This is a genomic window from Exiguobacterium sp. S22-S28 (assembly GCF_043359615.1).
GTDB lineage: Bacteria > Bacillota > Bacilli > Exiguobacteriales > Exiguobacteriaceae > Exiguobacterium_A.
The window spans coordinates 68994-92585 of sequence record NZ_JBHFFC010000027.1; the positions used below are offsets into that span (position 1 = coordinate 68994).

The 23592-nt window shown below is 49.7% G+C and carries 27 protein-coding genes; 13 read left to right on the top strand and 14 right to left on the bottom strand.

Going from position 1 to position 23592, the window contains the following annotated elements; genetic code table 11:
- Positions 1 to 80 precede the first annotated feature (80 nt).
- The 4 genes from ACHA8N_RS10360 to ACHA8N_RS10375 are packed head-to-tail and all read right to left on the bottom strand — an operon-like array spanning position 81 to position 3323.
- Entirely contained in the window at positions 81 to 389 is a 309-nt protein-coding gene (locus tag ACHA8N_RS10360; protein WP_247857294.1) for a PTS sugar transporter subunit IIB, read from the bottom strand.
- A complete protein-coding gene (locus ACHA8N_RS10365; protein ID WP_071500674.1) occupies positions 386 to 715 on the bottom strand; it encodes a PTS sugar transporter subunit IIA in 330 nt (109 codons plus the stop codon). Before ACHA8N_RS10365 ends, ACHA8N_RS10360 begins: the two co-directional genes overlap by 4 nt.
- The gene (locus tag ACHA8N_RS10370; protein ID WP_071500673.1) at positions 715 to 1998 is read right to left on the bottom strand and encodes a PTS sugar transporter subunit IIC; all 1284 of its coding nucleotides are present in this window, start codon (positions 1996 to 1998) and stop codon (positions 715 to 717) included. The genes ACHA8N_RS10365 and ACHA8N_RS10370 overlap by 1 nt, the downstream gene beginning before the upstream one ends.
- A complete protein-coding gene (locus ACHA8N_RS10375) occupies positions 1995 to 3323 on the bottom strand; it encodes a 6-phospho-beta-glucosidase (protein WP_393965636.1) in 1329 nt (442 codons plus the stop codon). The genes ACHA8N_RS10370 and ACHA8N_RS10375 overlap by 4 nt, the downstream gene beginning before the upstream one ends.
- 188 nt (positions 3324 to 3511) lie before the next feature.
- Between ACHA8N_RS10375 and ACHA8N_RS10380 the strand changes: the two genes are divergently transcribed.
- The 5 genes from ACHA8N_RS10380 (at position 3512) to ACHA8N_RS10400 (ending at position 7731) form a co-directional block, all read left to right on the top strand.
- Positions 3512 to 4246, top strand: a complete 735-nt coding sequence (locus ACHA8N_RS10380) for a GntR family transcriptional regulator (RefSeq protein ID WP_393965637.1) — start codon at positions 3512 to 3514, stop codon at positions 4244 to 4246.
- Complete coding sequence (gene chbG, locus ACHA8N_RS10385; protein ID WP_393965638.1) at positions 4243 to 4947, top strand: chitin disaccharide deacetylase; 705 nt, start codon at positions 4243 to 4245, stop codon at positions 4945 to 4947. The genes ACHA8N_RS10380 and chbG overlap by 4 nt, the downstream gene beginning before the upstream one ends.
- Before the next feature lie 186 nt (positions 4948 to 5133).
- Positions 5134 to 6150, top strand: coding sequence for an ROK family transcriptional regulator (locus ACHA8N_RS10390; RefSeq protein WP_393965639.1), 1017 nt, complete (start codon positions 5134 to 5136; stop codon positions 6148 to 6150).
- Positions 6147 to 7325: an MFS transporter gene (locus tag ACHA8N_RS10395; protein WP_393965640.1), complete on the top strand. Its 1179-nt coding sequence runs from the start codon at positions 6147 to 6149 to the stop codon at positions 7323 to 7325. The genes ACHA8N_RS10390 and ACHA8N_RS10395 overlap by 4 nt, the downstream gene beginning before the upstream one ends.
- 25 nt (positions 7326 to 7350) lie before the next feature.
- Positions 7351 to 7731: a VOC family protein gene (locus ACHA8N_RS10400; RefSeq protein WP_393965641.1), complete on the top strand. Its 381-nt coding sequence runs from the start codon at positions 7351 to 7353 to the stop codon at positions 7729 to 7731.
- A 146-nt stretch (positions 7732 to 7877) separates the two neighbouring features.
- On the opposite strand, the gene ACHA8N_RS10405 is transcribed toward ACHA8N_RS10400, so the two are convergent.
- On the bottom strand, positions 7878 to 9446 hold the full coding sequence (locus ACHA8N_RS10405; RefSeq protein WP_393965642.1) for a sensor domain-containing diguanylate cyclase: 1569 nt from the start codon (positions 9444 to 9446) through the stop codon (positions 7878 to 7880).
- 430 nt (positions 9447 to 9876) lie between these two features.
- On the opposite strand from ACHA8N_RS10405, the gene ACHA8N_RS10410 reads away from it, so the two are divergent.
- Positions 9877 to 10320, top strand: coding sequence for a hypothetical protein (locus ACHA8N_RS10410; RefSeq protein ID WP_393965643.1), 444 nt, complete (start codon positions 9877 to 9879; stop codon positions 10318 to 10320).
- A 229-nt stretch (positions 10321 to 10549) separates the two neighbouring features.
- On the opposite strand, the gene ACHA8N_RS10415 is transcribed toward ACHA8N_RS10410, so the two are convergent.
- Genes ACHA8N_RS10415 through ACHA8N_RS10425 form a run of 3 tightly spaced genes read right to left on the bottom strand, consistent with a single transcriptional unit; the run spans position 10550 to position 13508 of the window.
- A complete protein-coding gene (locus ACHA8N_RS10415) occupies positions 10550 to 11533 on the bottom strand; it encodes a FecCD family ABC transporter permease (protein ID WP_393965644.1) in 984 nt (327 codons plus the stop codon).
- Positions 11534 to 12526, bottom strand: coding sequence for a FecCD family ABC transporter permease (locus ACHA8N_RS10420; protein ID WP_026833106.1), 993 nt, complete (start codon positions 12524 to 12526; stop codon positions 11534 to 11536).
- Positions 12527 to 12581: 55 nt separating this feature from the next.
- A complete protein-coding gene (locus tag ACHA8N_RS10425) occupies positions 12582 to 13508 on the bottom strand; it encodes an ABC transporter substrate-binding protein (RefSeq protein ID WP_393965645.1) in 927 nt (308 codons plus the stop codon).
- A 170-nt stretch (positions 13509 to 13678) separates the two neighbouring features.
- Between ACHA8N_RS10425 and ACHA8N_RS10430 the strand changes: the two genes are divergently transcribed.
- Together ACHA8N_RS10430 and ACHA8N_RS10435 are read left to right on the top strand one after the other, a co-directional pair.
- Positions 13679 to 14440: an arylamine N-acetyltransferase family protein gene (locus ACHA8N_RS10430; protein WP_393965646.1), complete on the top strand. Its 762-nt coding sequence runs from the start codon at positions 13679 to 13681 to the stop codon at positions 14438 to 14440.
- A 7-nt stretch (positions 14441 to 14447) separates the two neighbouring features.
- A complete protein-coding gene (locus ACHA8N_RS10435; protein WP_393965647.1) occupies positions 14448 to 14933 on the top strand; it encodes an NUDIX hydrolase in 486 nt (161 codons plus the stop codon).
- Between the two features lie 59 nt (positions 14934 to 14992).
- Here ACHA8N_RS10435 and ACHA8N_RS10440 read toward each other — a convergent pair whose 3' ends face one another.
- The 4 genes from ACHA8N_RS10440 to ACHA8N_RS10455 form a co-directional block, all read right to left on the bottom strand.
- Complete coding sequence (locus ACHA8N_RS10440; RefSeq protein WP_026828470.1) at positions 14993 to 15703, bottom strand: DUF554 domain-containing protein; 711 nt, start codon at positions 15701 to 15703, stop codon at positions 14993 to 14995.
- A 52-nt stretch (positions 15704 to 15755) separates the two neighbouring features.
- On the bottom strand, positions 15756 to 16673 hold the full coding sequence (locus ACHA8N_RS10445) for a DMT family transporter (RefSeq protein WP_393965648.1): 918 nt from the start codon (positions 16671 to 16673) through the stop codon (positions 15756 to 15758).
- Positions 16658 to 17329, bottom strand: a complete 672-nt coding sequence (locus ACHA8N_RS10450) for a GntR family transcriptional regulator (protein ID WP_393965649.1) — start codon at positions 17327 to 17329, stop codon at positions 16658 to 16660. Before ACHA8N_RS10450 ends, ACHA8N_RS10445 begins: the two co-directional genes overlap by 16 nt.
- Positions 17330 to 17429: 100 nt before the next feature.
- A complete protein-coding gene (locus ACHA8N_RS10455) occupies positions 17430 to 18197 on the bottom strand; it encodes a CPBP family intramembrane glutamic endopeptidase (RefSeq protein WP_393965650.1) in 768 nt (255 codons plus the stop codon).
- Positions 18198 to 18359: 162 nt separating this feature from the next.
- Here ACHA8N_RS10455 and ACHA8N_RS10460 point away from each other — a divergent pair, with 162 nt between their 5' ends.
- From ACHA8N_RS10460 to ACHA8N_RS10475, 4 genes are read left to right on the top strand one after another with little or no spacing between them, the layout of a single operon-like run.
- On the top strand, positions 18360 to 18683 hold the full coding sequence (locus ACHA8N_RS10460; protein WP_393965651.1) for a PadR family transcriptional regulator: 324 nt from the start codon (positions 18360 to 18362) through the stop codon (positions 18681 to 18683).
- On the top strand, positions 18684 to 19445 hold the full coding sequence (locus tag ACHA8N_RS10465; RefSeq protein WP_393965652.1) for an HAAS domain-containing protein: 762 nt from the start codon (positions 18684 to 18686) through the stop codon (positions 19443 to 19445). It abuts the gene before it with no gap.
- Between the two features lie 3 nt (positions 19446 to 19448).
- On the top strand, positions 19449 to 19622 hold the full coding sequence (locus tag ACHA8N_RS10470; RefSeq protein WP_199699991.1) for a hypothetical protein: 174 nt from the start codon (positions 19449 to 19451) through the stop codon (positions 19620 to 19622).
- Between the two features lie 57 nt (positions 19623 to 19679).
- Positions 19680 to 19922, top strand: a complete 243-nt coding sequence (locus tag ACHA8N_RS10475; RefSeq protein ID WP_393965653.1) for a hypothetical protein — start codon at positions 19680 to 19682, stop codon at positions 19920 to 19922.
- 78 nt (positions 19923 to 20000) lie between these two features.
- Here the strand turns inward: ACHA8N_RS10475 and ACHA8N_RS10480 are convergent, their stop codons facing one another.
- On the bottom strand, positions 20001 to 20558 hold the full coding sequence (locus ACHA8N_RS10480) for a GNAT family N-acetyltransferase (RefSeq protein WP_393965654.1): 558 nt from the start codon (positions 20556 to 20558) through the stop codon (positions 20001 to 20003).
- Positions 20559 to 20577: 19 nt separating this feature from the next.
- Complete coding sequence (locus ACHA8N_RS10485) at positions 20578 to 21813, bottom strand: MDR family MFS transporter (RefSeq protein WP_393965655.1); 1236 nt, start codon at positions 21811 to 21813, stop codon at positions 20578 to 20580.
- Between the two features lie 102 nt (positions 21814 to 21915).
- On the opposite strand from ACHA8N_RS10485, the gene ACHA8N_RS10490 reads away from it, so the two are divergent.
- On the top strand, positions 21916 to 23541 hold the full coding sequence (locus tag ACHA8N_RS10490) for an ABC transporter substrate-binding protein (RefSeq protein ID WP_393965656.1): 1626 nt from the start codon (positions 21916 to 21918) through the stop codon (positions 23539 to 23541).
- The last annotated feature ends 51 nt before the right edge of the window (positions 23542 to 23592 follow it).

The window sequence follows — 23592 nt, forward strand, 5'->3', positions numbered from 1 at the left end:
ATCGATTTAGGTTCAGACAAAAAACGTCAGCAAGTAAAATCGGCAGAATAGACCGGCTTTACTTACTGACGTGGAGACAATCAAGCTTCTGTTAATAAGGATTGAGCCTGTTCGAGGACCAAGTCCCCTTTCATCAGACCATACGCCATCTGATTGATGATCGCGACGCGAACCCCTTTTGGTTCTGCTGCTTGGCGAATCTTCGTTTCTAAATACCGGACTTGTGGTCCGATTAAAATCACATCCGTCTGATCCAGATGATGCGATAATTCACTTTCGGGAATGGCTTCGATCGTCACATCAAGAGCTTGTGCCTCAGCTTGTTCACGCATTTTCCGAACTAAGATGGATGTCGACATGCCGGCCGAGCAAACGAGTAAAATATTCATGATTTTTCCTCCAGTCGTGTGAGTCGCGTATACAGTTCGACCATCTCGACAGCTAAATCTCTGACGGTCATCGCTGTCATCAAATGGTCTTGGGCATGAATCAATAGAATCGATAACGGCGTCTCAAGCCCTTTTGCTTCGTCCTGCAGTAAGGTCGTTTGGGCACGATGCGCCTGTAGACTTTCTTGATTGGCTTCTTCCAGTTTGGTTTGTGCTAACGAAAGGTCTCCTTTTTTAGCAGCCTGAATGGATTCCATTGCTGCCGAACGGGCATTCCCTGCATGAAGAATCATTGTAAACGATAGGATTTGCAGTTCTTCTGTCATCAGCTTGCCAGCTTCCCTTCTGTTTGTTTTTTCATCGCCCGGACACCTGCTGCGACGAACGGGACATAAATCGCTGTCGCGAGCGTCAAGTTGACGACTTGTAGTGCGATTCCGCGCCAACTCCCGCCTGTCACGAGATAGCCGCTGATTAAAGGCGGTGTCGTCCACGGTAAAATCGCGACGGTTTTTGGCACCAGTCCAGTCGACAACGCGACATAGGACACGATCGTCAATGTGACCGGCACCAAGATGAATGGAATCAACATGATCGGGTTCAAGACGATCGGTAAGCCGAAAATCACCGGTTCGTTGATGTTGAATAATCCAGCGGGTGTCGATAACTTGGCGACTTCGCGGTAAGGATGATTTTTCTGTTCACGGATGACAAAGAAAATCGCAAAGAGAAGAGCCAGCGTCGTACCGGAGCCCCCTATGAATACGAAGGAGTCAAGGAAAGGTTTCGTTACCGTATTCGGGACGTCGTAAGCAGAAGTCCCCGCTTGGAATGCTTCCAAGTTCTGTTGAATCAACGGCAGATAAATCGGTTCGATGACGGCTCCGATGATGTTTGTCCCGTGTAAGCCGAAGAACCAGAGGATATGATTTAAAAAGGCAATTGCAATCGCAGCCGGAAGTGTGTCTCCAAACCCTTGTAACGGTTTTTGGATACTGTTGAAGATGACTTCAAACAGGCTTGATTCAATGGCGAGTGTCATAAATAATTGGAATCCGCCGACGAGGATCAAAATTAACGTTGCCGGAATCAATGCTTGGAACGAGCGGACGACACCATCCGGAACACCATCCGGCATCGAAATCGTCAACCGTGTCTTCAGTAAGATGCGAAACAGCTCGGTCGTCAAAAGAGAAAGAATGATGGCGACGAATAGTCCTTGCGCGCCGAGCCAGGCAAAACTGAGTCCCCAGTCTTTCGTGACCGGAACGAGAATGATATAGGAGGCGACGGAAATCAACCCTGCCGACAACGGATCGACATCGTAACTTTTAGCCAGGCTGTAGGCGATCGAAAAAGCCACCAGCAATCCTAAAATCGCAAACGATCCGTTCCAGATGTTACCCCCTAACCCTTGCCAGTTTCCTTCTCCAAACAGCCCGTTCATCCAACCGACGAAATCAAGACTGCCGATGGCGGGGAAGTTATTGATCAGTATCGCGAGAGACCCGACGATGATCAGGGGCATAATGGCGACGAATCCATCCCGTATCGCGACGAGATGGCGTTGGGCCCCGATTCTTCCTGCGATTTCAATGAATTTATTCATGTCCGTTGCGCCTCCTTGGATTGAAATTGTGGTAACCATGCTGCGTGCGCAAGCAACATCTCCTCGAGTAGCGGTTGCGCACGCTTTTCATCTTGAATCAATGGATTCATCAAAAAGGCTAAGTAAGCGTCTTTGGTTGATCCGCTTAATGCGGCTTGAATCGTCAGTTCTTCCATCTGCTTCATCTGCACAATCAATCCTTTGACGGATAATGGTAATGGTCCGACCGCAATCGGGAGCGGACCGTCTTTCGTAATGACGGCGTTGACTTCGATGACGGCATCGACCGGTAAGTCGGAAATCGCTCCGCGGTTTAATGTATTGACGGTCTGGATGTCTCCGCGGTTGTTGTAAATCGAATCCATCAGGGAACAGGCAGCATCACTGTAATACGCGCCACCGCGTAATTCGAGTTCAGCCGGTTTTTCGTCCAACTGTTCATCCTCATAGGCTTCGAACAATGTCCGTTCGACTTCCTGGACAATCTCGGCCCGGGTGCCGTTCGTGTTGTAGGCGGCGAGGTCCTTCTCGAGCGTCTCGGCGGTTTGGAAATAGTACTGGTGGTAAGGATTCGGCAACATGTTGACGGCTTGCAAGAACGAATCGGACCAACCAAGACTGACGATATTCGCCGGTGAAAAATCAAGCTGTTTCGACATCAGTCGCTGCATCACCTCTTCTGTTCGGTCGCTTCCGTCGACGAAGACCCGGCGTCCAAAGACGAAATGATTTAAACCGATGAACTCGATCGAGACGCGCTTCACATCGACATGTAAGACTTCGGCAGTCGAGTTCCGCATGTTAAACGGAATGTTGCAGACGCCGATGACTTTTTGGTGCGGACCGTGCTTCAATAACGCTTCCGTCACGATACCGGCTGGATTCGTAAAGTTAATCAACCAGGCGTCGGGACAGATTTCATGCATCTCTTTCGACAGTTCGAGCAGAACGGGAATCGTCCGGAATGCTTTGAAAATCCCGCCCGCGCCATTCGTTTCCTGACCGATAAAACCGTGTTTCAAAGGAATCCGTTCATCGAGTGCCCGTGCTTCCAATCCCCCGACGCGGATTTGTGTGGATACGAAGTCTGCTCCTTCCAGTGCGTGGCGCCGATTCAAGGTGGCGCTTAAACGAATTGGCAAGCCGGACCGGCGCAGCATCCGCTCCGCAAGCCGGGTAATGATGTCCAACTTGTCGGTTCCGGATTCAATGTCACATAAGACGATTTCAGAAACCGGAAAGGATTCATACCGTTTGATGAACCCTTCGATTAATTCAGGTGTATAACTTGATCCACCTCCGATGATGACGACTTTGATGCCCATGATAACAACCTCCCGTTTTTTTGTAACCGCTTCCTCTTTTTCTTATTTGTAATGTATCATACAAAAAGAACAAATGTAAATACAAATAACAAATGTATTAATACAAATTTTTATAATTTGTTATAACATTTGCATTCAGTTGTCTTTTATCGCTACAATAAAAGAAAACTCGTGAAGGAAGGTCCGTCATGGAAACCAACCAATCGCTACATTCTTATATCAAAGAAGAATTGTTAGATCGCATCAAATCGGGACTCTATCAAGCCGGTCAGCAATTACCGACCGAATATGAGCTTTGTGAAGATTTTGATGTCAGCCGGACGACCGTCCGCGCCGCCTTGAATCAATTGACCCTCGAAGGGTATTTGATTCGCCAGCAAGGAAAAGGGACGTTCGTCGCCGATCAAAAAGTACGGCAAACCTTGTCCGATACACCAGACACGTACACCGAACAACTTGCCGTGCAAGGCAAACGGGGTCATGTTGCGGCCGTCGATTTAACGGTCGTCCCGGCAAACGCGGCAATCGTCGCGAAATTACATGTCTCGCTGAGTGACCCGATTCAACGGATCGAGCGGATTCGCCGGGCTAATGACGAACCGACTCAATACGAAATTTCCTATATCCCTTGGCACATTGCGCCAGGCATCACGAAAAAACAAGCGGAACATTCCCTCTATACGACGCTCCGCGAGACATTCGCGATTTCCGTCGCCAAAACGACCGAATCCCTTGAAATTACGTTGGCAGATGAACGTATCAGTGCCCATTTGGATTGTGAGCTCGGCATGCCGTGTTTCTATATTGAAACCGTTGCGGAGAACAAGGATGGAGAACCGATCGAATATTCCCGCTCTTATTTCAGAGGCGACAAGACGAACTTTGTCATCGAACGGCATTATGCTGCGGGTGACGCCTTATGAACATTCTCATCAATGCCGATGATTTCGGATTAACACAAGGTATAACAGACGGCATCATTCAAGCACATCAAAGCGGAATCGTGCATGCAACGACGATGATGATGAATGGACGGGCCGTCCCCTATGCCGTGCAACAAGCGAAACGATTCCCGGAACTGAAGGTCGGGGTCCACCTTGTGCTGTCTTACGGACGCCCACTGACGACGACCACCACGACATTAACGGATGCGTCCGGTCAGTTCCGCTTTACAAACCAGTACACGGAACAGACCCCACCGGCTGCAGAGGATGTCTTGGCGGAATGGTCTGCCCAAATCGATGCGTTTTTGGCAACCGGTCTGCCGCTGCATCATATCGACAGCCACCACCACATCCACGGCTGGGAACCGTTGCAGGAAGTTGTGTTGGAGTTGGCGCGTCGTTACGATGTCCCGGTCCGATTTGTTTCAACACTTGAAGACCATCCCGAACATGCGCTGACCAATACGCTGTATACCGGTTTTTATGGCGCAGGGATTTATCTGGACTTGTGGGAGGAACTGCGTTCACTCGATGCCGAATCGGTCGAAATCATGGTCCATCCGGCTTACGTCGATGCCGATCTTCAAGACGTCAGTTCTTATACGGATTACCGCGAAAAGGAGCTTGCCCTATTGACTGCCCTCTCGTTACCGGACGATATGACGCCGCTTACGCGATGATAGATGGTAAGGCGAAGCAAAAACATACGAGGGTGGCAGATCACAAGTCTGCCATCCTCGTTGTGTTCAAAAAGAATCAGCTGGTTGTCCGATCGTTTCAAAAGCATTTGCCATTTGCGTCTTTTCTTGCTACACTCAATCCGACCACTTATTAAAATATTTTAAAAAGTAAAAAGGAGACTACCTATGGCTGGAACCAATACCGATTTAGTAGTACAACTCCGGCAAGCGATTCTGTTTCAAAGGATCCGGACGATTCCTGAACTGAGTCGTGTGTTGTCGGCCAGTTTTCCGACGGTCAAAAAGCATTTGGATCTCTTGATTGCACATGGTGAAATCGATGAACAGGTATCGGAGCTCTCGAATGGCGGACGTCCGGCGAAACAATACCAGTACCGGGCGGAATACGCCGAGGGACTTGCCCTCTACCTTGAACTCGATGCCATCGGCTTTCAGATCTTCGATGCCGTCGGGACAAACCTATCGTTTGGCACGGAACCGGTCGAAAAAAATCAACCGCACGTTCCCGCTTTAATCCGCTTGATTCACCGATTGCTTGAACAGAATCCACACATCAGCTTTTTGAGTGTCGGCGTCGCGGCATCCGTCGAAAACGGGCAGGTTTTTTTTGCACCGGATTATCCGTCCCTGCAACAGGTCGATTTGAAAGGCGTGCTCGCATCACAGTTTGATGTACCGGTCGTCGTCGAAAATGACATGAATGCGGCTGTGATCGGATTTCACGAAGTACATCAGCGCAGTCAACAGTCGTTAATCTATTTGTACTTAGGAAAAAATGGTCCCGGTTCCGGGATTTTGATCAACGGACAACTCGTCCGCGGCAGCAGTCATTTTGCCGGTGAAATTTCCGTCGTCCCGCAATACGACAAGAAAACATTCGGACAGGCGATTGCCAAGCGCCAAACCGCCTTGGACGCCCAGACGATTGATGCCATCAGCCGTTTGACGACGACGTTCGCTGCGACGCTGAATCCACATCTGTTGATTTTTAACGGGTCGGAAGTGACGGAACACGATCTGGAACAGATCCGAATCAAGACAGCCGAATATATCCCGGAAGCGCATATCCCGCTTTTGATCCGGAGTCACTGGGAAACCGATTATCTGAACGGCTTGACCCGACTCGGCTTGCAGCTTCTGACCGAACAACCTTTATCAGCGAACAGAAGGACATCTTCATGAGTGGTATCTTGTTACTCAGCATCATCTATCTTGCCTTCATCAGTTTAGGATTACCGGACTCCTTGCTTGGCGTCGCCTGGCCTGTCATGCGGACGGAGTTCGGTGCCGATCTCGAAGTCGCCGGTTGGTTGTTCATGACGATTGCCGGCGGAACGATCATCTCGAGCCTGTTCAGCGGCAAGATTCTCAACCGGTTCGAGACGAGTCATGTTACAGCGTTTTGTGCCGCGATCACGGCGAGTAGCCTGCTCGGTTTTTATCTCGCTCCGTCGTTGATCTGGCTGTTTCTGCTCTCGATTCCGCTTGGACTCGGAGCCGGCGTCGTCGATGCGGCCCTCAATCATTTTGTCGCGACCCGCTACAAAGCCCATCATATGAACTGGTTGCATTGTTTTTGGGGCGTCGGCGCAACGACCGGTCCGTTGATCATGGCGGCAATGATGAGCGAATCCGGCGACTGGCGCAGCGGATATTTGACCGTCGCCTTGACCCAGTTTGGACTTGCTCTCGTACTCCTTCTCAGTCTACCGCTCTGGAAACAGGCACCGGTCGCTGTCTCGGACGTACCGGATGATTTATCATTAACTGATACTGCGTCCAAACGATTGGTTGGTCTGCCGTTCGCACTCGCTTCATTTGTCCTCTATTGCGGTGCGGAAGCCTTGATCGGTTTGTGGGGCAGCAGTTATCTCGTCCAAGTGAAGTCGTTTTCGGTTCAGACGGCCGCGACCTGGATTTCCGTCTATTACGGCAGCATCACGGTCGGGCGGTTTTTGAGTGGTTTCTTATCGCTCCGTTTGACGAACCGTCAGTTGATCCGGGCCGGACAAGGAACCGCCTTAGTCGGCAGTCTGTTGTTTTTCCTGCCACTGGATGGTTTGATGTTGACCGGTTTCATCTTGATTGGACTTGGACTCGCTCCGATTTACCCGGCGATGTTACATGAGACACCGGTCCGGTTCGGACGGGATGCGGCGAAACGCTTGATGGGGATTCAGATGGCGTTTGCTTACAGCGGCAGTACGTTTTTACCGCCATTGTTCGGTTTCCTCGCCTCGTTCTTGACGTTGCAGCTGTTCCCGGTGACAGGATTCCTGATGATTTTGTTCCTGTTGCTCTGTTCCGAACGTCTCAATCGTGTTCTTGCCAAACGGGCGTTGTCCCGCGCTTCCTAATTCTTCAGAAAAGGAGTCTGCTCTCATGAAAATTGAACATATCGCCATTTGGGTCAAGGATCTTGAACGAATGAGAACCTTTTACGAAAGGTATTTTGAGGCTCAGGCCAATGACTTGTACCATAATCCGACAAAAGGATTTTCGTCTTATTTCCTGCACTTTCAATCAGGAGCCCGGCTCGAGTTGATGCATCGGACGGATATCGACCACGAGGCGCCGCGCGACCGATTTGGTTATGCGCACATCGCCTTTTCACTCGGCAGCCGCTTCGCCGTCGATCAGTTGACGAAACGACTCGAACAAGACGGCTACACTCGCCTCGACGGTCCCCGTCTGACGGGAGACGGATATTATGAAAGTGTCTTTCTCGATCCGGAAGGGCTGACGATTGAATTAACCGTTTAACTGAACTTGTGTAATGAAGCAAACTGAATAAAAACAATCTTCTGCAGCGGTGTATTGTGATTCATCCTGTATATGTCGTGTGGATGAGAAAACGAACAACAGGCACTGGATTAAGCATCCGGTGCCTGTTGTTCGTTTAAAAATGATTATGAAACGTTTTTCTCACCCTTTTGAATCCAGACGGTTTCCACACGGTTTCTTCCTCGATGTTTAGCTTTATACAGCTGTTGATCCACTTCATTGTAGAACACATCCAAATCACATTTGTCACAATCCAAGTAACCCGCTCCGATTGAAACCGTAATTTTTTGAGGACCTGGAAACTCAGATTTTTCGATCACCTCTCTCAAATGTTCCGCAAAAGCGAATATACTTTCCATCGGAAGATCTTGAAGAATGATTGCAAATTCCTCTCCTCCAATACGTATCGGCAGACCTGAACTCGGAGTATGTTCGCGTATTATATCTGCAAGTGTAATCAATACCTGATCTCCTACCAAATGACCATATGTATCATTCACTGCTTTAAAATAATCAATGTCCAGTAGTAGATATCCGAACACTTCTTCATTTTCCTTGATCAGTCCGACCAATTGATCTAATCTTCTTCGGTTCGCAAGCCCGGTCATCGGGTCAGTCAAGGCAGTCTCTTCAAGGCTTTGGATCAGATTTTGCTGATTCTTGGCGAATGATAAAACCATTTGCCGAATGCTCTCTACTTCCTGATAAGGAGAGTGAAGAGTTGACACTTCCTGAACAACCTCATTGATTGGTTTACGGTAATTCAATACTGAAAGTTCCTTCAGTGGTTTGGTGATGAACATGATCAAACCGATCAGTAAAAAAAGTGCCAACAAGACAAACGATGTGCCAATCAATAAAGCACGTGTGGTAGCCGTGTTAGCCGGGGATAAGGCTTCTTGTTCTGATGTCATCGAAATGATTCCCCACTGGCTCTTCGGTACTGTTGCATAGCCAGCAAAAAAACGTTCACCTGTCTGGTCTTCAATGACACTTTGACCGGTCTTACCGTCAGCTAAATCGATTGTCGCTTTATTTTTTTTAGCCTTCCTACCAATCAAATCCCGATTACTATGATAGATGTATGTTCCTGAATTATCATAGACGGAGACATTACGCTGTTCGTTTCCATACGTTTCTTCAAGTAAGCGTGTTAAAAAATTCCGCTGTTGCAACCAGACTAACCCGTTCACCATCCCATAATACCGGCCATCTTTGTATAAAGCTGTTGAAACCACCATCATCAGTCGATTGTTCGGTCCAATGTATGGGCGAGAAATAAAATCCTTACGCAGCCGAAGACCCGTTCGAACCCCTTCCGTATCTACACGATTTCCAACCAAATTCAAGTCGGGGTTGTTTGCTTTCCCATACCCCTTCGCATCAATCACGGTCACCGTATTAAAATTAAAGTTTGATTTCCTTAACGTGGACGTAAGCTCCGCAAGTTGATTAGGATTGTCCCAATTCTCGAGTACACCTGAATGTTGCGCCTTCAGCGCATTTTCCATCATCAAAAACGTATCGTTCGTAAGGGCACTTAGCTTTTTGGCATTCGATTGATTTTCTTTTAGTACAATCTTTTCAAGGGATTGTCGGTTAACATAATAATTCGTCATAAAAACAGCAGTCAATGTCATCATCATGCCCAGTGTCGTTATGACAATGATCCAAAATTTTAGCGATCGTTTCACAAAAACAAACCCCTTCTTAAACAGTAGGTAAATCAAAGCATCTGCCCTTGATTAGACCAATACCTTTTTTTCTATGTAGTTCTCTTTTGCAGAAACATTATTTATGTATTCTATGTAATTTTAGTGAAGTAATCGTTATATTTCTCTTATTGTATAATAAATAGTTATCCGGGACTTCTAATAAACTCTCTTTTTTCAAAAAAATTACAAGGAACAAGTATCCTAATAGGAAGTTATATGATTTTTGATGCATGAAGATAACATGAGCAATCAAACTGAAACAGCTTCATTCATGTAATCTGGATTTCTCCACCTCTTATTCTTCGTCTCATTTCAAACATGGCTGGTTCAAGAGTTGAAAATTGAATAGTTCTTCATTTTTTGTTGTTTCCCCTTTATACTATGGATATATCTACAGGAGGTGGTAATGATGCACCTAGAAAAAATTGTATCTGTTACGCAAGAGGTTCGTCTGTCACTTGACACGGTCTGGCAACGCTTCTCCACCTTATCCCCCTCCAACACGTTTCATTGTTCTTCTTCGCCATGCTCAATTACTGTACTCGAGCATGTTTTTCAGAATCATGGTCCGCTGAGAGTCATCATTTCATCCGTTGAATCCAAGAAAAACCTTGAGCTACGTTACTTTTATACAAAAATTGATGCTCATCGGAAGATTTTAGCTTTGTCATCCAATGGAAAAAGAGTGGTCATCGCGCTCACACCAACAGATGAAGCAAGCACAATGCTCACTATTTCGCATGAAATTCGGTCTCGTTCATATTTTGAGAAAGAGATGTCTTTTACGAACACTGTCATTCAGACGTTAGTCCAATCCATAGAAGATCAAGAGTTAAATCTCCTCTGTAAGTAAGCAGTTTTTCCATCAAGAACGGCTGCCCCAAGCAAGATGCAATATTCTCTTCACTATAACGTGTAATGAAAATATCCTCATCCTCTTTAATCACTACTTACTATTGTGAAAAAGCACAGATATCTTCGACGTCAAAATCAAACAAAGCCGGCTTCTTTTTCCATATAGAGAAAGAAGCCGGCTTATTTCTTTTATATAATCTAATACGTATTCAAACATCTAATCGAGTTCACGCACGCTCTTTCCGCAACAGATACAGGAAGTACGGCACACCGATGATTGCCGTGATTAATCCGGCTGGAATCTCAAGCGGCGGATGGATGCCGCGTCCGAGCGCATCTGCGACGACAAGCAGTCCACCACCAACAAGCACAGCCATTGGAATCAACAGATGATGCCGGTGTCCGATCAAGCGTCGTGCCATATGCGGAGCGACAAGACCAAGAAAGCCGATCGATCCGACCATCGCGACCGCGACACCCGCCAAGGCGACGGCAAGGGCGAGGAACACATAACGTGTTCCCTTCATTCGTAATCCGAGACCAATCGCCGCGTCTTCACTGAGCGATAAGATGTCGAGTTGCCGGTGACCGGACCAGATGACGAGTCCAAGCATCAGGAAGACTGGTGCCAGGACGTACACTTCCGTCCAACCTTTACCGAACAAACTGCCGGCGAGCCAAACAAGCGAATCATTGGTCTGGAGAGGAAACTTGATCAACAGATATTCCGTTCCCGATGCACAGATCGCACTGACGGCGATGCCGAGCAAGGCAAAGGAACTGTTTTGCAGTTTCCCGTGATCCGCCAGCAGCATCAACGCGACCATCACAAGCGTTGCTCCTGTTAAGGCGGCAAGCGGCGTCAAGACAAGCGGACCATCAGGAATCAAGGCAATCGTCAAGACGGCGAACAAGGCGGCCCCATTCGTCACCCCGATGACGTCCGGCGAGACGAGCGGATTGCGGATAATCGCCTGTAACAAGACACCGGACAAAGCAAAACAACCGCCGGCGAGTAACGCGAGGAGCGTCCGCGGCAACCGGTAGTTCCAGACGATGAAGGAACCAACGCCGTTTCCTTGAAGGGCCGCGACGATTTCACCCGGTTTCAGAAACACGGAACCGATACCGAGTAACAGGAAACTGAGCACGGTGACAAGGAGTGACATGAGGACTAGACCGAGCCATGGTTTTTGACGGAGTCTATTCATTTAGGCAATCCCCCTTGTCTGCCGTTTCGCTAGATACAAAAAGAACGGCGCTCCGAGTAATGCGGTCACGATCCCGACCGGTGATTCATACGGATAGGCGATGAACCGGGCGAGGACATCAGCGTATGTCAGCAACAGACCGCCGCACAATGCCGAAATCGGTAAGACATAACGGTAATCCTCGCCGACCAATCGCCGGACGATATGCGGGACCATCAGACCGATGAAGCCGATTGCTCCGGCGACCGCGACCGTTACCCCGGCCAGCAAGACAACAGCGACGGCTGCCAGCATCCGAATCCGGGTGATGTTCTGTCCCAGTCCGACGGCCACATCTTGACCGAGTTGGAAAATCGCCAGCGACTTGGCCAAGCTGAAGGCTAAGATCAAGCCGATGATTGACCAGGGTAAAATCAACCGGACTTCGATCCATCCACTGTCACTGATTGAACCGGATAACCAGTACAGGACATTGGTGATCCGGTCGTTGAATAGAATCAACCCTTTCGTCAAGGACGTCAGCAACAAGTGGATCGCCATCCCGACGAGGGCCAGTTTCAGACTTGTCATGCCGCGGACAGAGGCAAACGAGAAAACCAGTAATCCGCCAATCATTGCACCGAAAAAGGCGAAATAGACCAGATTCGCTGTCCCGAGTGCCGGAAACAGCAACAAAGCGAGGACGACAAACAGCGACGCCCCGGCGTTGACGCCAAACACTTGTGGTGAAGCCAGCGGATTACGTGTGACCGCCTGCATCAAGGCACCGGCGACGGCTAAGTTTGCCCCGAGTAATAAACCGAGTAACAACCGCGGCAAACGGAGTGTCGTCAAGACCAGTGTCTCTTTCGAAAGATTGCCGGATGACCATTCCCGAATGGCTTCGAGCGGTTGAATCGTCGTGACGCCGAGAAACAGACTGAGGTAGGACCCGAGTCCGATCAGGACAAGGAGTACGACGAGCAAGCGGATCAATCGTGTGTGTCGGATCATCCACTGATCCTCCTTTCATCAACAAAAGCCAGATTGCTCTGGCTTTGTCTGTCGTTTACTTGTTTTTTTGATTCAGCAGTTGAATCGCTTCATCGACGATTTGTTCCGCGGCGTCGAGTCCACGGTAACGGGTCCATAAGTCGCGATTGACTTCGTAGACTTCCCCTTTTTTAACTGCTGTGATCTGATTCCACAGCGGATTCTTTTTCCACTCATCGAGCAGCTTCGGATCGGCTTCTGCCATGAAGATGACATCCGGATCCCATTTGACGATCTGTTCCAGTGTGATCGTCACGGTTGGTTCCGCTGTTTTCGTGATGGCATTATCAATCCCCATTTTTTCGAGCAATTCGCCGTCAAACGATGTTTCGCCGTGTGCCGTCAATGAATCCGACCGGAAGACACCGACCATGATCTGGCGTTGATCGTTCGGATCGACTTTTTGTTTGGCTGCTGCGAGACGCTCCTCGTGTAACTCGAGACGTTGATCCATCTTGTCCGTCTGACCGACCGCTTCCGCGATGCTCTTGAACGACGCGATGTTTTCCTGATAGGTCGCGTTCCGGCTCTTTAAAATGATTGTCGGTGCGATTTGTTGCAACTGTTTGTAGATTCCTTTATGCCGGTTGAAATCACCGATGATCAAGTCCGGTTTCAGAGAACTGATGACTTCGAGATTCGGTTGCTGGCGTGTTCCGACTTCCGTAAAGGAAATCTTCTTGCCGAGCAGCCCCGACACATCGTCTTTGTTTTCTTGCGCGATTCCAACTGGTTCGATCCCCAGTTCGTCAAGTGCGTCGACGAATGAGAATTCCAGGGCGACGACGCGTTTCGGATTGTCCGGAACGTTTGTTGTCCCTGCTTCGTGCGTGACTTTATGCGTCTGTTTCGTCTCTTCTTTTGCTTGTCCGGCGCATGCCGCAAGCATCAGACAACTGACCATCAAGACGGCTAATGCCCATGATGTGCGTGTACGTGACATGGTAATGCCTCCCTTTGAGTTCGGAATGAGAATCATTCTTAATTAATCCTGTTTCAGCATAACAAAGATTTATTCGAAACAAAAGACCAAATCTTATTTCCGGATAACATATGTCATTTTTTGGACGGATTGTGCGATAATGAAAAGACGAAACAAAGGAGGAATTTCCGTTGTCATCACTCATAAAAGAGATTGCCGCCCGGATCAAGTATCCGCTTGGACATATCATCTCGTTTGACGATTTACCCGCGTTACTTGAAGCATTTGCTTATCATCTCCCGTTTGATAACCAGGCGGTCCTGTCGAAACGAACTGCCCCGTTTAATCCGGATCGTCTCGAGCAGACATTCGTGACGGATCGGACTGGAGGCGTCTGTTACGATTTAAATCATTTGCTTTATGAAATCTTGCGGATCAAAGGATTTGATGTCGCGCTCGTCAAAGCGACCGTCTTCGATCAGGAAAATGACAGCTGGTCTGCAACCGGTCCGACACACGTCGCTGTCCTGCTCCGACATCAAGGGGACACGTACGTTGTCGACACCGGCTTTGGCGTTAATCTCGCATTACGTCCGATTCCGTTGACCGGCGAAACGGTCACCTCACCAAGCGGCAGCTTCCGGATTGCGCCGAATGGTGCCGGCTACCAACTCGAGATGTTGCGGACCGGTCAGGACGACGAGTTTGTCATCGGCTACCACTTCTACACGCAACAGACGATGTTGCCGGAACAACTGTCGTCTATTGAACAAGTCATTCAAGACCATCCGGCGTCCCCGTTCAACAAACGCAGTCTGCTCGCGATCCGGACACCCTCCGGTCACCGTATCCTGACGCAACAAGCGTTGACGATCTGGATTGACGGAAAGAAAACAATTCAACCGGTCGCCTCGGACGACCAGTACGCTGCCTGGAAACACGATTTTTTTTGAAGGAGTGATGACCTTGTACCGGTATACGCTTTGTTTGATTCGCAAGGCTAATCACGTCTTGTTGCTGAATCGTCAAAAACAACCGGCGATGGGCATGTGGAACGGGGTCGGCGGAAAAATCGAGTCTGGTGAATCGCCGATGGAGTCGGTCATCCGGGAAACTTATGAAGAGACCGGTATCCGATTGACTGATGTCCGGTTCGCCGGAACGATCCTCTTACAGGCGGATGAGACGGTCGGGATCTACCTGTTCCTCGCCGACATGCCGGATGAACAGATGCTCACAACGCCGCTTGCGACCCGTGAAGGAATTCTTGATTGGAAACAGCTCGATTGGATTCTTGATTCGGAAAATACCGGTATCATCAGCAATCTCAAAGCCTATTTACCGTACGTTTTGACAGAACCGTCACCGATGTTGCATACGTTTGATTACGCCGGTCATCAGCTGCTGGATCATCAGATTTCGCCGCTCGAACATGTCATCAATTAAAAAAGACGTCCAATTGTTTACTGACAACACCTGTCAACAAAGCAATTGGACGCCTTTTTTTAGTTCAAACCAAACCATTCCAAGCCCGTCACGATCAAAGCGACCATCACGATACCAGGCAGGAGATTTGCGACCCGGATTTTCGTGATGCCGGCGAGATTTAAGCCGATTGCTAAAATCATCACCCCACCGGTCGCTGTCATCTCGACGATAAACTGTTGCAGGATGGCATCCGGAACGAATTGGGTGATGGCGACGGCGCCGAGGGCAATCGCTCCTTGATACACAAGAACCGGAATAGCGGAGAATATGACGCCGATCCCGAGCGTCGAACTGAGAACCAGTGCCGTGAAGCCGTCAATCAGTCCTTTGGTATAGAGGACGTCGTGATCTTGGCGCAATCCGCCGTCCAGTGCTCCGAGCACGCCCATCGCCCCGATGACGAAGATCAGTGTCGCCGTGACGAATCCTTCGGCGATGTTCGACGGTCGCCCCCGTCCGATTTTGAGTTCAAGCCATTCACCGACACGGTTGAGTTTTTCGTCAATCCGTAACCATTCGCCGATTGCTCCGCCTAAGACGAGACTGCCGATGACGATTAAAAAGTTTTCGCTTTTCAGCCCCATCTGGACACCCAACACGACGACGGCGAGACCAATCGCTTGGACAACGGTTTCTTTCATCCGTTCGGGAATTTTATGGAACAACAAGCCAAGTAATGTTCCGACAATGATTAATCCTGTATTGACGAGTGTTCCGGTTAAGACCATACTGTGCCTTCTTTCTGTATTAAAATTTAAATAAATATGGTAATTGAAATAATTAATGTTCTGGAACCGGCTTTTGTTCTGCCTGTTTCAAACTATGGATGGTCATCCCGAGCATGACGAGGAGCATCCCGAACAATGCCAAACCGGTCGGAAAGACGGCATGTAAAAAGACCATCTCACCGAGAATCGTGAATAAGATCTCAAACGATTGCGTCGCTTCGACTGCCGCCAACCGGATCGGTTCGGTCCGAACAAGTGTCGTCGCATAAAAAAACAGCGATGTCGCAATCACGCCGGAGAACAGCGCGACCAGTCCCGACTGTCCGACTTGTGACGCCGATGGCAGCCCCACCTGCAGGTAAGCCAAACCCGACAAGACCAACCAAAACGGCAGACTGGCAAGTGTCATTCCGAGAATCCGGTCAAAGACACCAAGCTCATCGCCGTACCGTTCCATCATCTTCCGGTTGCCGAGCGGATAGGCAACCGCAGCCAGAATCACCGGCACGATCCCAAGAACCAGCGTCGTAACCGACACCTCACCCGCAACCGACAGTTGCATCAGCAGGACACCGGCAACAATCAACAGCGAATAGCGGAGCGACGCCCAGGGAATCGTTTGCTTGAACAGTGGTGCAAGCAACGGTCCGGCCAGAATCGTCACTTGCCAGGTGCCGGCAATCAACCAGCCCGGTGCGTAGTCCGCCGCGAGACATATTCCGCTGTAAAAAATGCCGAAGCCAATCGTGCCGTACGTCAGCCAAAACCGAGGTGCTGCCCGGAGCGCTGACCAGACACGTCCAAGGCGGCGCCGGTAGCCGACAATTACAAATAATAATGGCACCATCAAGTAAAACCGTAAGGCGGCGCTGTAAATCCAGTGCCCCCCGCTCCCTTGCATCGATTGATTCAAGATGAAGGTGACGGCGAAAAACAGGGCTGACAGGATGCCAATCACGATTGGTCGCATGACGTCTCCTCCTCTAAGGCCGCGACCAGATGTCGTCCGAGACCGTTCCAATTTTGTTCCGTCGTCCGGACGAGTGCTTCTGCGTCCCGCTTCTCACAAGCCGCGAGAATCGCCTCGTGATCGGCCATCGAGTCGTGCCCGTGCCTAGAAAACTGGGCATACTCCAACCGGCGGATCAGCGGTGTCAGCCGGTTCAACGTCTCGATCAGTTGACTGTTTTCGCTCCGGGCAAGGAACAACCCATGAAAGGCATCGTCCAGCCGCAGTGCGGCTTCCGCATCGTCTTGCATGATCGCTTCCTGAAACGCCTGATGGATGTCTCTTAACTGTTTGATATCTGCTGCTTTGAGTAACGGCAATGCGAGACGTGCCGCTAATGCATGCAGTGTCGCGACGATCGGAAACGTCTGCCGGGCTTGCGTTGCGTCCAACCGCGTGACGTTTGTCCGTGACCCGCGTTTCGCGACGACGAGTCCCTCCTCTTCTAATTTCTTTAACGCTTCGCGGACCGGTGTCCGGCTGACCCCAAATGCTTCGGCAAGCTCCTGATCGTTCAGCTTTTGCCCCGGTGCGAGTGTTAAGGTGATGATTTGCTGTTGCAGTCGTTGGTACACTTCTTCACTTAACGAGAGTCGTGGAATCGGTTGATTTTTCATACAACTAATATATTACATATCAATTCTAACTGTACAGTCTTTTTTTCCAAAAAAATGAAGCAACCAAAATCGGTTGCTTTCTAAAGGCGTGCTCTGTTTCTTATGTCGCAAGCGGTCGTTTCAAATGACTGAGATCATGCCGCTTGAGCAGCAACAGCTGAATCAGAATCGCCAAAGCAACAAACACTTGCGTCACGAGATTCGGGATCGCGAGATTAACATTCAGAACATCCGCGGCGATACTTGAAAAATCCCACAAGGCGTGGAAAAAGATCAATGGCCACAGATTGTTGAGCTTCAGTGCAATCAAAGCAAAAAACAATCCGAACAAAAACGTATTGCCGAGTTGAAAAATCATCGCACTTACCGGAATGAAGGCCATCAAATTCAAAAGATGAAACGACGAGAACAAGGCGGCACTGATGACAATCGCCCGGTACGGGTGTTGCTCCGGATGGAGATGGCGTAAGATGATGCCGCGGAATAATACTTCTTCGTTAAAGCCGACGAACAAGGTCGTCACGAATATGATGGCGACGAGCTGAATCGTTGCTGCGGACAGATCATCATAGGAAGCAACCAACGCATTGACGACGAGCACGACTTGATACAGCACAATCAACAAAATCGGAATGTACCAGACGAGTCCCCGGATTTTTAACGGGGAGAAACCGACGGCTGCAAACGAACTGTTGCGACGGATGAACCAGACTAAAAAGACGGCGGTCAAGATTTCACCAAAAATTGCAATCCGCAACAATTCCGGATCCCCGTAGTAGATGCCGAACCCAAATGCCGAGACGGCCATGACGATCGCCATGACCAGAAAGACTACTGCCGCTGAGACGATGATTGTCCGCTTTTCCATGCGAATTCCCTCCTCAGAATTCGGCTGACCGTTCCTCGCTTTTACACGTTATTTACCTCGTTCCCCTCAAACATAATCCTGACTTTCCCTTTTACCTTGCAATGCATGATAGCATGACGTACAATTACCTTGTATTACATGATAGTGAAACGAGGAATCGCGATGTCATCCACCCAAATGTTAAAAGGCATTCTTGACGGTTGTCTCCTCGCCTTGATTGCAGAGGAAGAAGTATACGGTTATGAACTGGCAACGAAACTCGCCGCCCACGGTTTTGCCGACGTCAGTGAAGGGACGATCTATCCGTTGTTGATGCGGATGCAAAAACTGGGTTGGATCGAAGCGACGCAACGGGTCTCACCGAACGGACCAAAACGAAAGTATTATGCCATCACCCGCACCGGACGCGAGGAACTGGCGGCGTTCACGACGCGCTGGCAGCAACTGGCGGCAAGCGTCCAGCATATTTTAAAGGAGGACTCCTGAATGCAGACGTTATCCGACGAATCAAGACGGTTTCTAGAAGATTTGACACTCTACTTGCTCGCATCCGGAAAAAATGAACAGGCGACGCAAGACATCGTCACCGAACTCGAGGATCATTTACAGGAAGCCGAGGCGGACGGTAAGTCGGTTGCGGCCATCACCGGTGACAGTCCGGCCGCCTATATTCAATCGATTGCCTCAGAGATGACGACCGATTACCACGAATCGGTTTGGCTGCTGCTTCAAATTCTCGCAGGTGTCTTCAGTTTTCTGTTGTTTCAAGACTTGCTCGACGGACCGCTGTCCTACAGTCTGTACTTTTTAGTCGGCTTTATCCTCTTGATCAGTTCTTTGCTAATCGTTTTGAGTCGATGTTTGCGTTACAGCGCGACGCACGCCCCTTCGAAACGTCCATTCCTGTTGTTTGGTCTATCCATGGGCGTGATCTTCTTGTTGCTGATGGGACTGTTTTTAACCGATTCACAGATCACGTCACCGACAATCCACTTTTCCTGGTTGACCAGTTCGATTACGGGACTGATCGCCTTCCTCCTCATCGGATACAGTGCGTACCGGGCGAAGACCTGGATCTTACCGCTCGGGCTGCTGGCTTATCTAGTGCCGCAATTTTTCCTGCGTTATCAGCTTAATTGGTCCGCTTTATCCGCTGTCGGTGTCGGCTATGTTTGTGCTACTGTTTTGATGACCGGACTGTTTTTTTACGAAACGAAGTCAAAAAATTCTCTACACACGGAGGATTGATCCATGTCTGAAACCTTTTTGTTTTTGATCATTATCGCTTCTCTGACCATTTGGATCAGCCTGTCAAAAGAAGTATCCAAATCATCTCAAGATTTTAACCGTCCCAAAATGCTGACCTTATTGACCGCCGGATCAATCTCTACGATTATTTTAATCATTGCGCTTGTCCAGTCATGACAGCCGTCTGATGAGAAGAACTGTCTTCACAACACGACAGGAATTGAGGTGCTTCAGTTGAAGATTAAAACGTTTCTCCTCGGCTTCATCAGCGTCTATCTCTTGCTGAGCGTTCCTGCACTCTTTGGCATCGGGGCTGTCATCGACTGGGTCCCCGAAGCAACTTTCGCTCAAAAATTCACTGGAATCGTGATCGACGGTCTGACGCGTCACGCTCTGATTAAAAGTGTCCTTGCTACAATCATCAGTCTGTCCGTAAGCCTGTTGTTCTTTAGAGACAGGGTCCGTAAAAGATGGTGACGGGACGCCTGCTTCCTTTCCAACGATTTTTTCCAAAAACAAGACGTCCCTCTTTCGAGAAGGACGTCTTTTAGTGTTTTACCGGATGCCGGTCGACTGTGCTTCATACCGTTCCCGTGTCCAGCGGTACAGCCGGCTCGTCACGGTCCGCCCGTCAATCCGTTCCATGACGAACGGTCGGTCCAACACATGTTCAAATCCCAGTTTTTCGATGACACGGCGTGACGGGCCATTGAAGTCAAAATGCGCACACCAGACAAGATCGACTTCCATCGTCTCAAATGCCACTGCGAGGGCGGTCCGGACGATTTCCGGCATCCGTCCCTGCCCCCAGTAGTCCGGGTGAAGAACAAATCCGAACTCGACCTGCTTCAAGTCGGCCAGTGCCTCGACCGGACGCCGGTCATGAAAACCGAAACTGCCGATGATTTGTCCCGTCGCCTTGTCGACAATCGCATAGCCGTCGTTCGCCTCTTGAAAAATCGTTATGACGTCCTGACTTTCAGCAAGCGACGCATGCGGTGCCCAACCGGCGTTTGGTCCGACACGCGGATCTTTCGCATAGGCATACAGACTGGCAGCGTCACTTTCCTGCCAGCGCCGTAACCGGTGCCGCTTCGTTTCAATGATGTCCATGTTTCTATCCCCTTCCTGTTTAAGAAGCCTGCTGTTTTTCGGCGATTTTTTCGTTCCGGAACAAGCCGAGGTAGACCAACCCGAGTCCAAGACAGACAATCAGTCCGATGTAGACACTCATCATGAACGGAGCAAGTACCGCTCCGAGGATGAGCGTCGACCGGGACAATAAATCGGCACCGGCGTGTGACGTGCCGGCAAAGGCTGAGTACGCGCCGCGTTGATCGGCCGGCATCATGTTGGCTTGTTCCGCGTTCAGTGTCGGCGAATAAAGCAACTCCCCGATCGTCGCGATGAAGATGAACGTCAAGAGCAGCGTCAGGGAATTGGCACTCGTCACCGTGGCGTAACCGATGATGTACAAAACAAGGCCGCTGACAAGCGCCTGTTTGTTCGAGAAACGGTTCGAAAACCGCTGGATGAAAAACGTCAGACAGACGACGAGAATCGTATTTTCGATATTGATCAAACTGAGCATCCGGACACCATTGACGGTCAGATCGCCGATCGTGACGGTATCAAATTCGTCCGCTAAACGGACGGCAACGTAACTGCCCATCGAAAACTCAGCGGCGAGAATACACATCGAACCGAAGACGACTTTAACGAACGGTCGGTCACGCCAGGCAATCTGATAACTTTTCCCGAGATCGCGGAACACGTTTCGAAGCGGTTGTTTCTGCCAGAGGTGTTTCGATTCGTCGAGCAAAAAATGATAGGCAACCGGTAACAGCAGGGAGGTACACGTCAACAGGCTGAACAAAAACAGCCGGTTGCTGACGTAGAGCCAACCGCCAAGTGCCGTCCCGAGGGCAATCGACAGATTGATCAACCAGTAATCGATCGCATAGACGGCCCGTCGGTTTTCCGGTGTCGTCGCGTCAATAATGATCGCACTCATCGCCGGTCGACCGATGTTGCTCGTCACGGTTAAAATGGCGTAGGCGATCGTAAAGAGCAGCATGTGATCGCTGGCGAGACTGATCGTCATCACCAAAAACATCAATCCGGTCGCCGTCGTCGACAAGACGAGCAGGCGTTTCCGGGGAAACCGATCGGCGAGGTAGCCGCCAATCAAACCAATCAGGAAGCTGAGAATCACTGTCCCAATCAAAAAGATGCCGGCAAAAACTTTGTTGTACGCTTGAACAAATAACAGGGCCATGAACGGCATGATGGCGAACGAAATCGTCCGGTTAAAAAACGATGTTACAAGTCTGACTTTAATTGGTTGAGGCATTTCTTTCCATCTCATGTTGTCACCTTCCATTCTCTACCTGTATGATAAACAAGACACAGCGACTAAAAAATGGACATCGTCAAGAAAAGATGTCCCCTTTTAGAATGGAGGAATGAGATGGATGCTTATCTGTTCACCTTATGGAAATCCTGCCGGGAAGGATCGTACTCGATTGCCGAATTGGCTGACACGATCCATTTAAGTCCCAAACAAACAAAACGGTATTTGAACCGTTGGCAGGAAGAAGGATGGTTACACTATACGAGCGGTCGGGGTCGCGGGCATCTGACAACACTCGTCTGGCTGCGTCACGTCGAACGGGAATACGCGAAACAGATGCTGGAGCGGATCGAACGGGAATCGGTCGACGCCGTGACGGAAGAGCTCAGTTGGGACTGGTCACCCGCTCAAACCGGTCGTTTCATACGGCAACTCGAGCGCAAGTTCGGCTATACGCAGGAATCGTCGGATGCGTTATTGATTCCCCGCAGACGTCCCTTTTTGACGACCAATCCGCTCGAAGCCGCCGACATTCACAGCGCCCACCTCGTCCAAAATGTCTTCAGCCGGTTGTTTGCCATCGACGCGGACGGTAAACTGCAGGGCGAACTGGCGCACCATTATGCCTGGAACGGATGCACGTTATCGCTCTATTTACGCAAAGACGTCCGGTTTCACGACGGTTCGCTGTTGACGAGTAAAGATGTGACGAAAGGTCTCCGGAAACTGATTGTCTATCCCGCTTATGCCAAATCGTACCGGCACGTCCAACACGTTCAATCCAACGGACCGTTCCAGGTCGATATCACGTTAGACCAGCAGCGCCATTCCCTGCTGCCGAAACTGGCGACGATTCATACGAGTATCAGTAAAGACAACATCGGGACGGGCGCCTTTCAATTGACGCAAAATAACAGTAAAAAAACGATTTTGTCGGCGTTTCCGAACTATTTCGGCATCCGGGCTCTGCTCGACCGGATCGAGTTCATTCAGATGCCGGACGCCTACGATCCGGTTTACCGGACATCGCGGTCGGACTCCGGTGAGACGGATACGATTGCGACCCAGTCCGGCTTCGGTCTCGTTTTTTTGAACCCGCGTCCCGGCGGTCCATTCGAGCGCCCGGAAGCGCGGCACTACATACACCGGTTGATTGCCGCGATTCGCCCGTTGGTTCAGTCTGTCAGCGAGCGGAGTTTTCCGAACGACCGCGGGTTTCTTGAACAATACAGTTCCGTTTATCCTCTTCCGGAGGGTCCTGCCGTTCCGTTTGACCAGCCGCTCCGGATCAAACTGACCGACTTCACGGACAAAGTAACCCGTTGGTTATGCGAAACACTCGAAGTTCACGGCATACCGTATGAGCTGGTCCCTGTCGGTTTTAAGGAGAGTATCACCGACTTTCACGCTTTTGACACGATTGATCTCGCGATCCACGCCGAAGTCTTCGAACGGAACTTGCCGGTTGCTTTCCATCAATTCCTGACGAATGATTTTTCACCGCCCATGAAGATGTTTGGCCGGATGCCGGAACTCGAGGCATGGATAACGCAATACGACGAAACACCGTTTGAGGATTGGCTGACTCTCCATCAGACGGTGGAACGATACTTGATCGACTCGTCTTATTTCATTCCGCTCTACGATGATACACGAATCATTCCGTTTCCGATTGAGTTGCAGAATATCACCATCGATTCATTCGGCTACTTGGATTTCTCAAAGCTGTGGATTTCGTCTTGACCTCCGACTTGCCTCGGAGGTTTTTTGTCGGTTGCTTGACGAATTGATGGC

Bases quoted from the DNA above. Each gene is read 5' to 3' on its own strand.
- ACHA8N_RS10420 (WP_026833106.1), bottom strand. From the start codon at position 12,526: ATGATCCGACACACACGATTGATCCGCTTGCTCGTCGTACTCCTTGTC.
- ACHA8N_RS10375 (WP_393965636.1), bottom strand. From the start codon at position 3,323: ATGGGCATCAAAGTCGTCATCATCGGAGGTGGATCAAGTTATACACCT.
- ACHA8N_RS10425 (WP_393965645.1), bottom strand. From the start codon at position 13,508: ATGTCACGTACACGCACATCATGGGCATTAGCCGTCTTGATGGTCAGT.
- ACHA8N_RS10460 (WP_393965651.1), top strand. From the start codon at position 18,360: ATGTCATCCACCCAAATGTTAAAAGGCATTCTTGACGGTTGTCTCCTC.
- ACHA8N_RS10410 (WP_393965643.1), top strand. From the start codon at position 9,877: ATGCACCTAGAAAAAATTGTATCTGTTACGCAAGAGGTTCGTCTGTCA.
- ACHA8N_RS10455 (WP_393965650.1), bottom strand. From the start codon at position 18,197: ATGGAAAAGCGGACAATCATCGTCTCAGCGGCAGTAGTCTTTCTGGTC.
- ACHA8N_RS10365 (WP_071500674.1), bottom strand. From the start codon at position 715: ATGACAGAAGAACTGCAAATCCTATCGTTTACAATGATTCTTCATGCA.
- ACHA8N_RS10380 (WP_393965637.1), top strand. From the start codon at position 3,512: ATGGAAACCAACCAATCGCTACATTCTTATATCAAAGAAGAATTGTTA.
- ACHA8N_RS10465 (WP_393965652.1), top strand. From the start codon at position 18,684: ATGCAGACGTTATCCGACGAATCAAGACGGTTTCTAGAAGATTTGACA.
- ACHA8N_RS10435 (WP_393965647.1), top strand. From the start codon at position 14,448: ATGACCTTGTACCGGTATACGCTTTGTTTGATTCGCAAGGCTAATCAC.
- ACHA8N_RS10490 (WP_393965656.1), top strand. From the start codon at position 21,916: ATGGATGCTTATCTGTTCACCTTATGGAAATCCTGCCGGGAAGGATCG.
- ACHA8N_RS10445 (WP_393965648.1), bottom strand. From the start codon at position 16,673: ATGCGACCAATCGTGATTGGCATCCTGTCAGCCCTGTTTTTCGCCGTC.
- ACHA8N_RS10395 (WP_393965640.1), top strand. From the start codon at position 6,147: ATGAGTGGTATCTTGTTACTCAGCATCATCTATCTTGCCTTCATCAGT.
- ACHA8N_RS10400 (WP_393965641.1), top strand. From the start codon at position 7,351: ATGAAAATTGAACATATCGCCATTTGGGTCAAGGATCTTGAACGAATG.
- ACHA8N_RS10450 (WP_393965649.1), bottom strand. From the start codon at position 17,329: ATGAAAAATCAACCGATTCCACGACTCTCGTTAAGTGAAGAAGTGTAC.
- ACHA8N_RS10440 (WP_026828470.1), bottom strand. From the start codon at position 15,703: ATGGTCTTAACCGGAACACTCGTCAATACAGGATTAATCATTGTCGGA.
- ACHA8N_RS10485 (WP_393965655.1), bottom strand. From the start codon at position 21,813: ATGAGATGGAAAGAAATGCCTCAACCAATTAAAGTCAGACTTGTAACA.
- ACHA8N_RS10370 (WP_071500673.1), bottom strand. From the start codon at position 1,998: ATGAATAAATTCATTGAAATCGCAGGAAGAATCGGGGCCCAACGCCAT.
- ACHA8N_RS10470 (WP_199699991.1), top strand. From the start codon at position 19,449: ATGTCTGAAACCTTTTTGTTTTTGATCATTATCGCTTCTCTGACCATT.
- ACHA8N_RS10360 (WP_247857294.1), bottom strand. From the start codon at position 389: ATGAATATTTTACTCGTTTGCTCGGCCGGCATGTCGACATCCATCTTA.
- ACHA8N_RS10390 (WP_393965639.1), top strand. From the start codon at position 5,134: ATGGCTGGAACCAATACCGATTTAGTAGTACAACTCCGGCAAGCGATT.
- ACHA8N_RS10480 (WP_393965654.1), bottom strand. From the start codon at position 20,558: ATGGACATCATTGAAACGAAGCGGCACCGGTTACGGCGCTGGCAGGAA.
- ACHA8N_RS10415 (WP_393965644.1), bottom strand. From the start codon at position 11,533: ATGAATAGACTCCGTCAAAAACCATGGCTCGGTCTAGTCCTCATGTCA.
- chbG (WP_393965638.1), top strand. From the start codon at position 4,243: ATGAACATTCTCATCAATGCCGATGATTTCGGATTAACACAAGGTATA.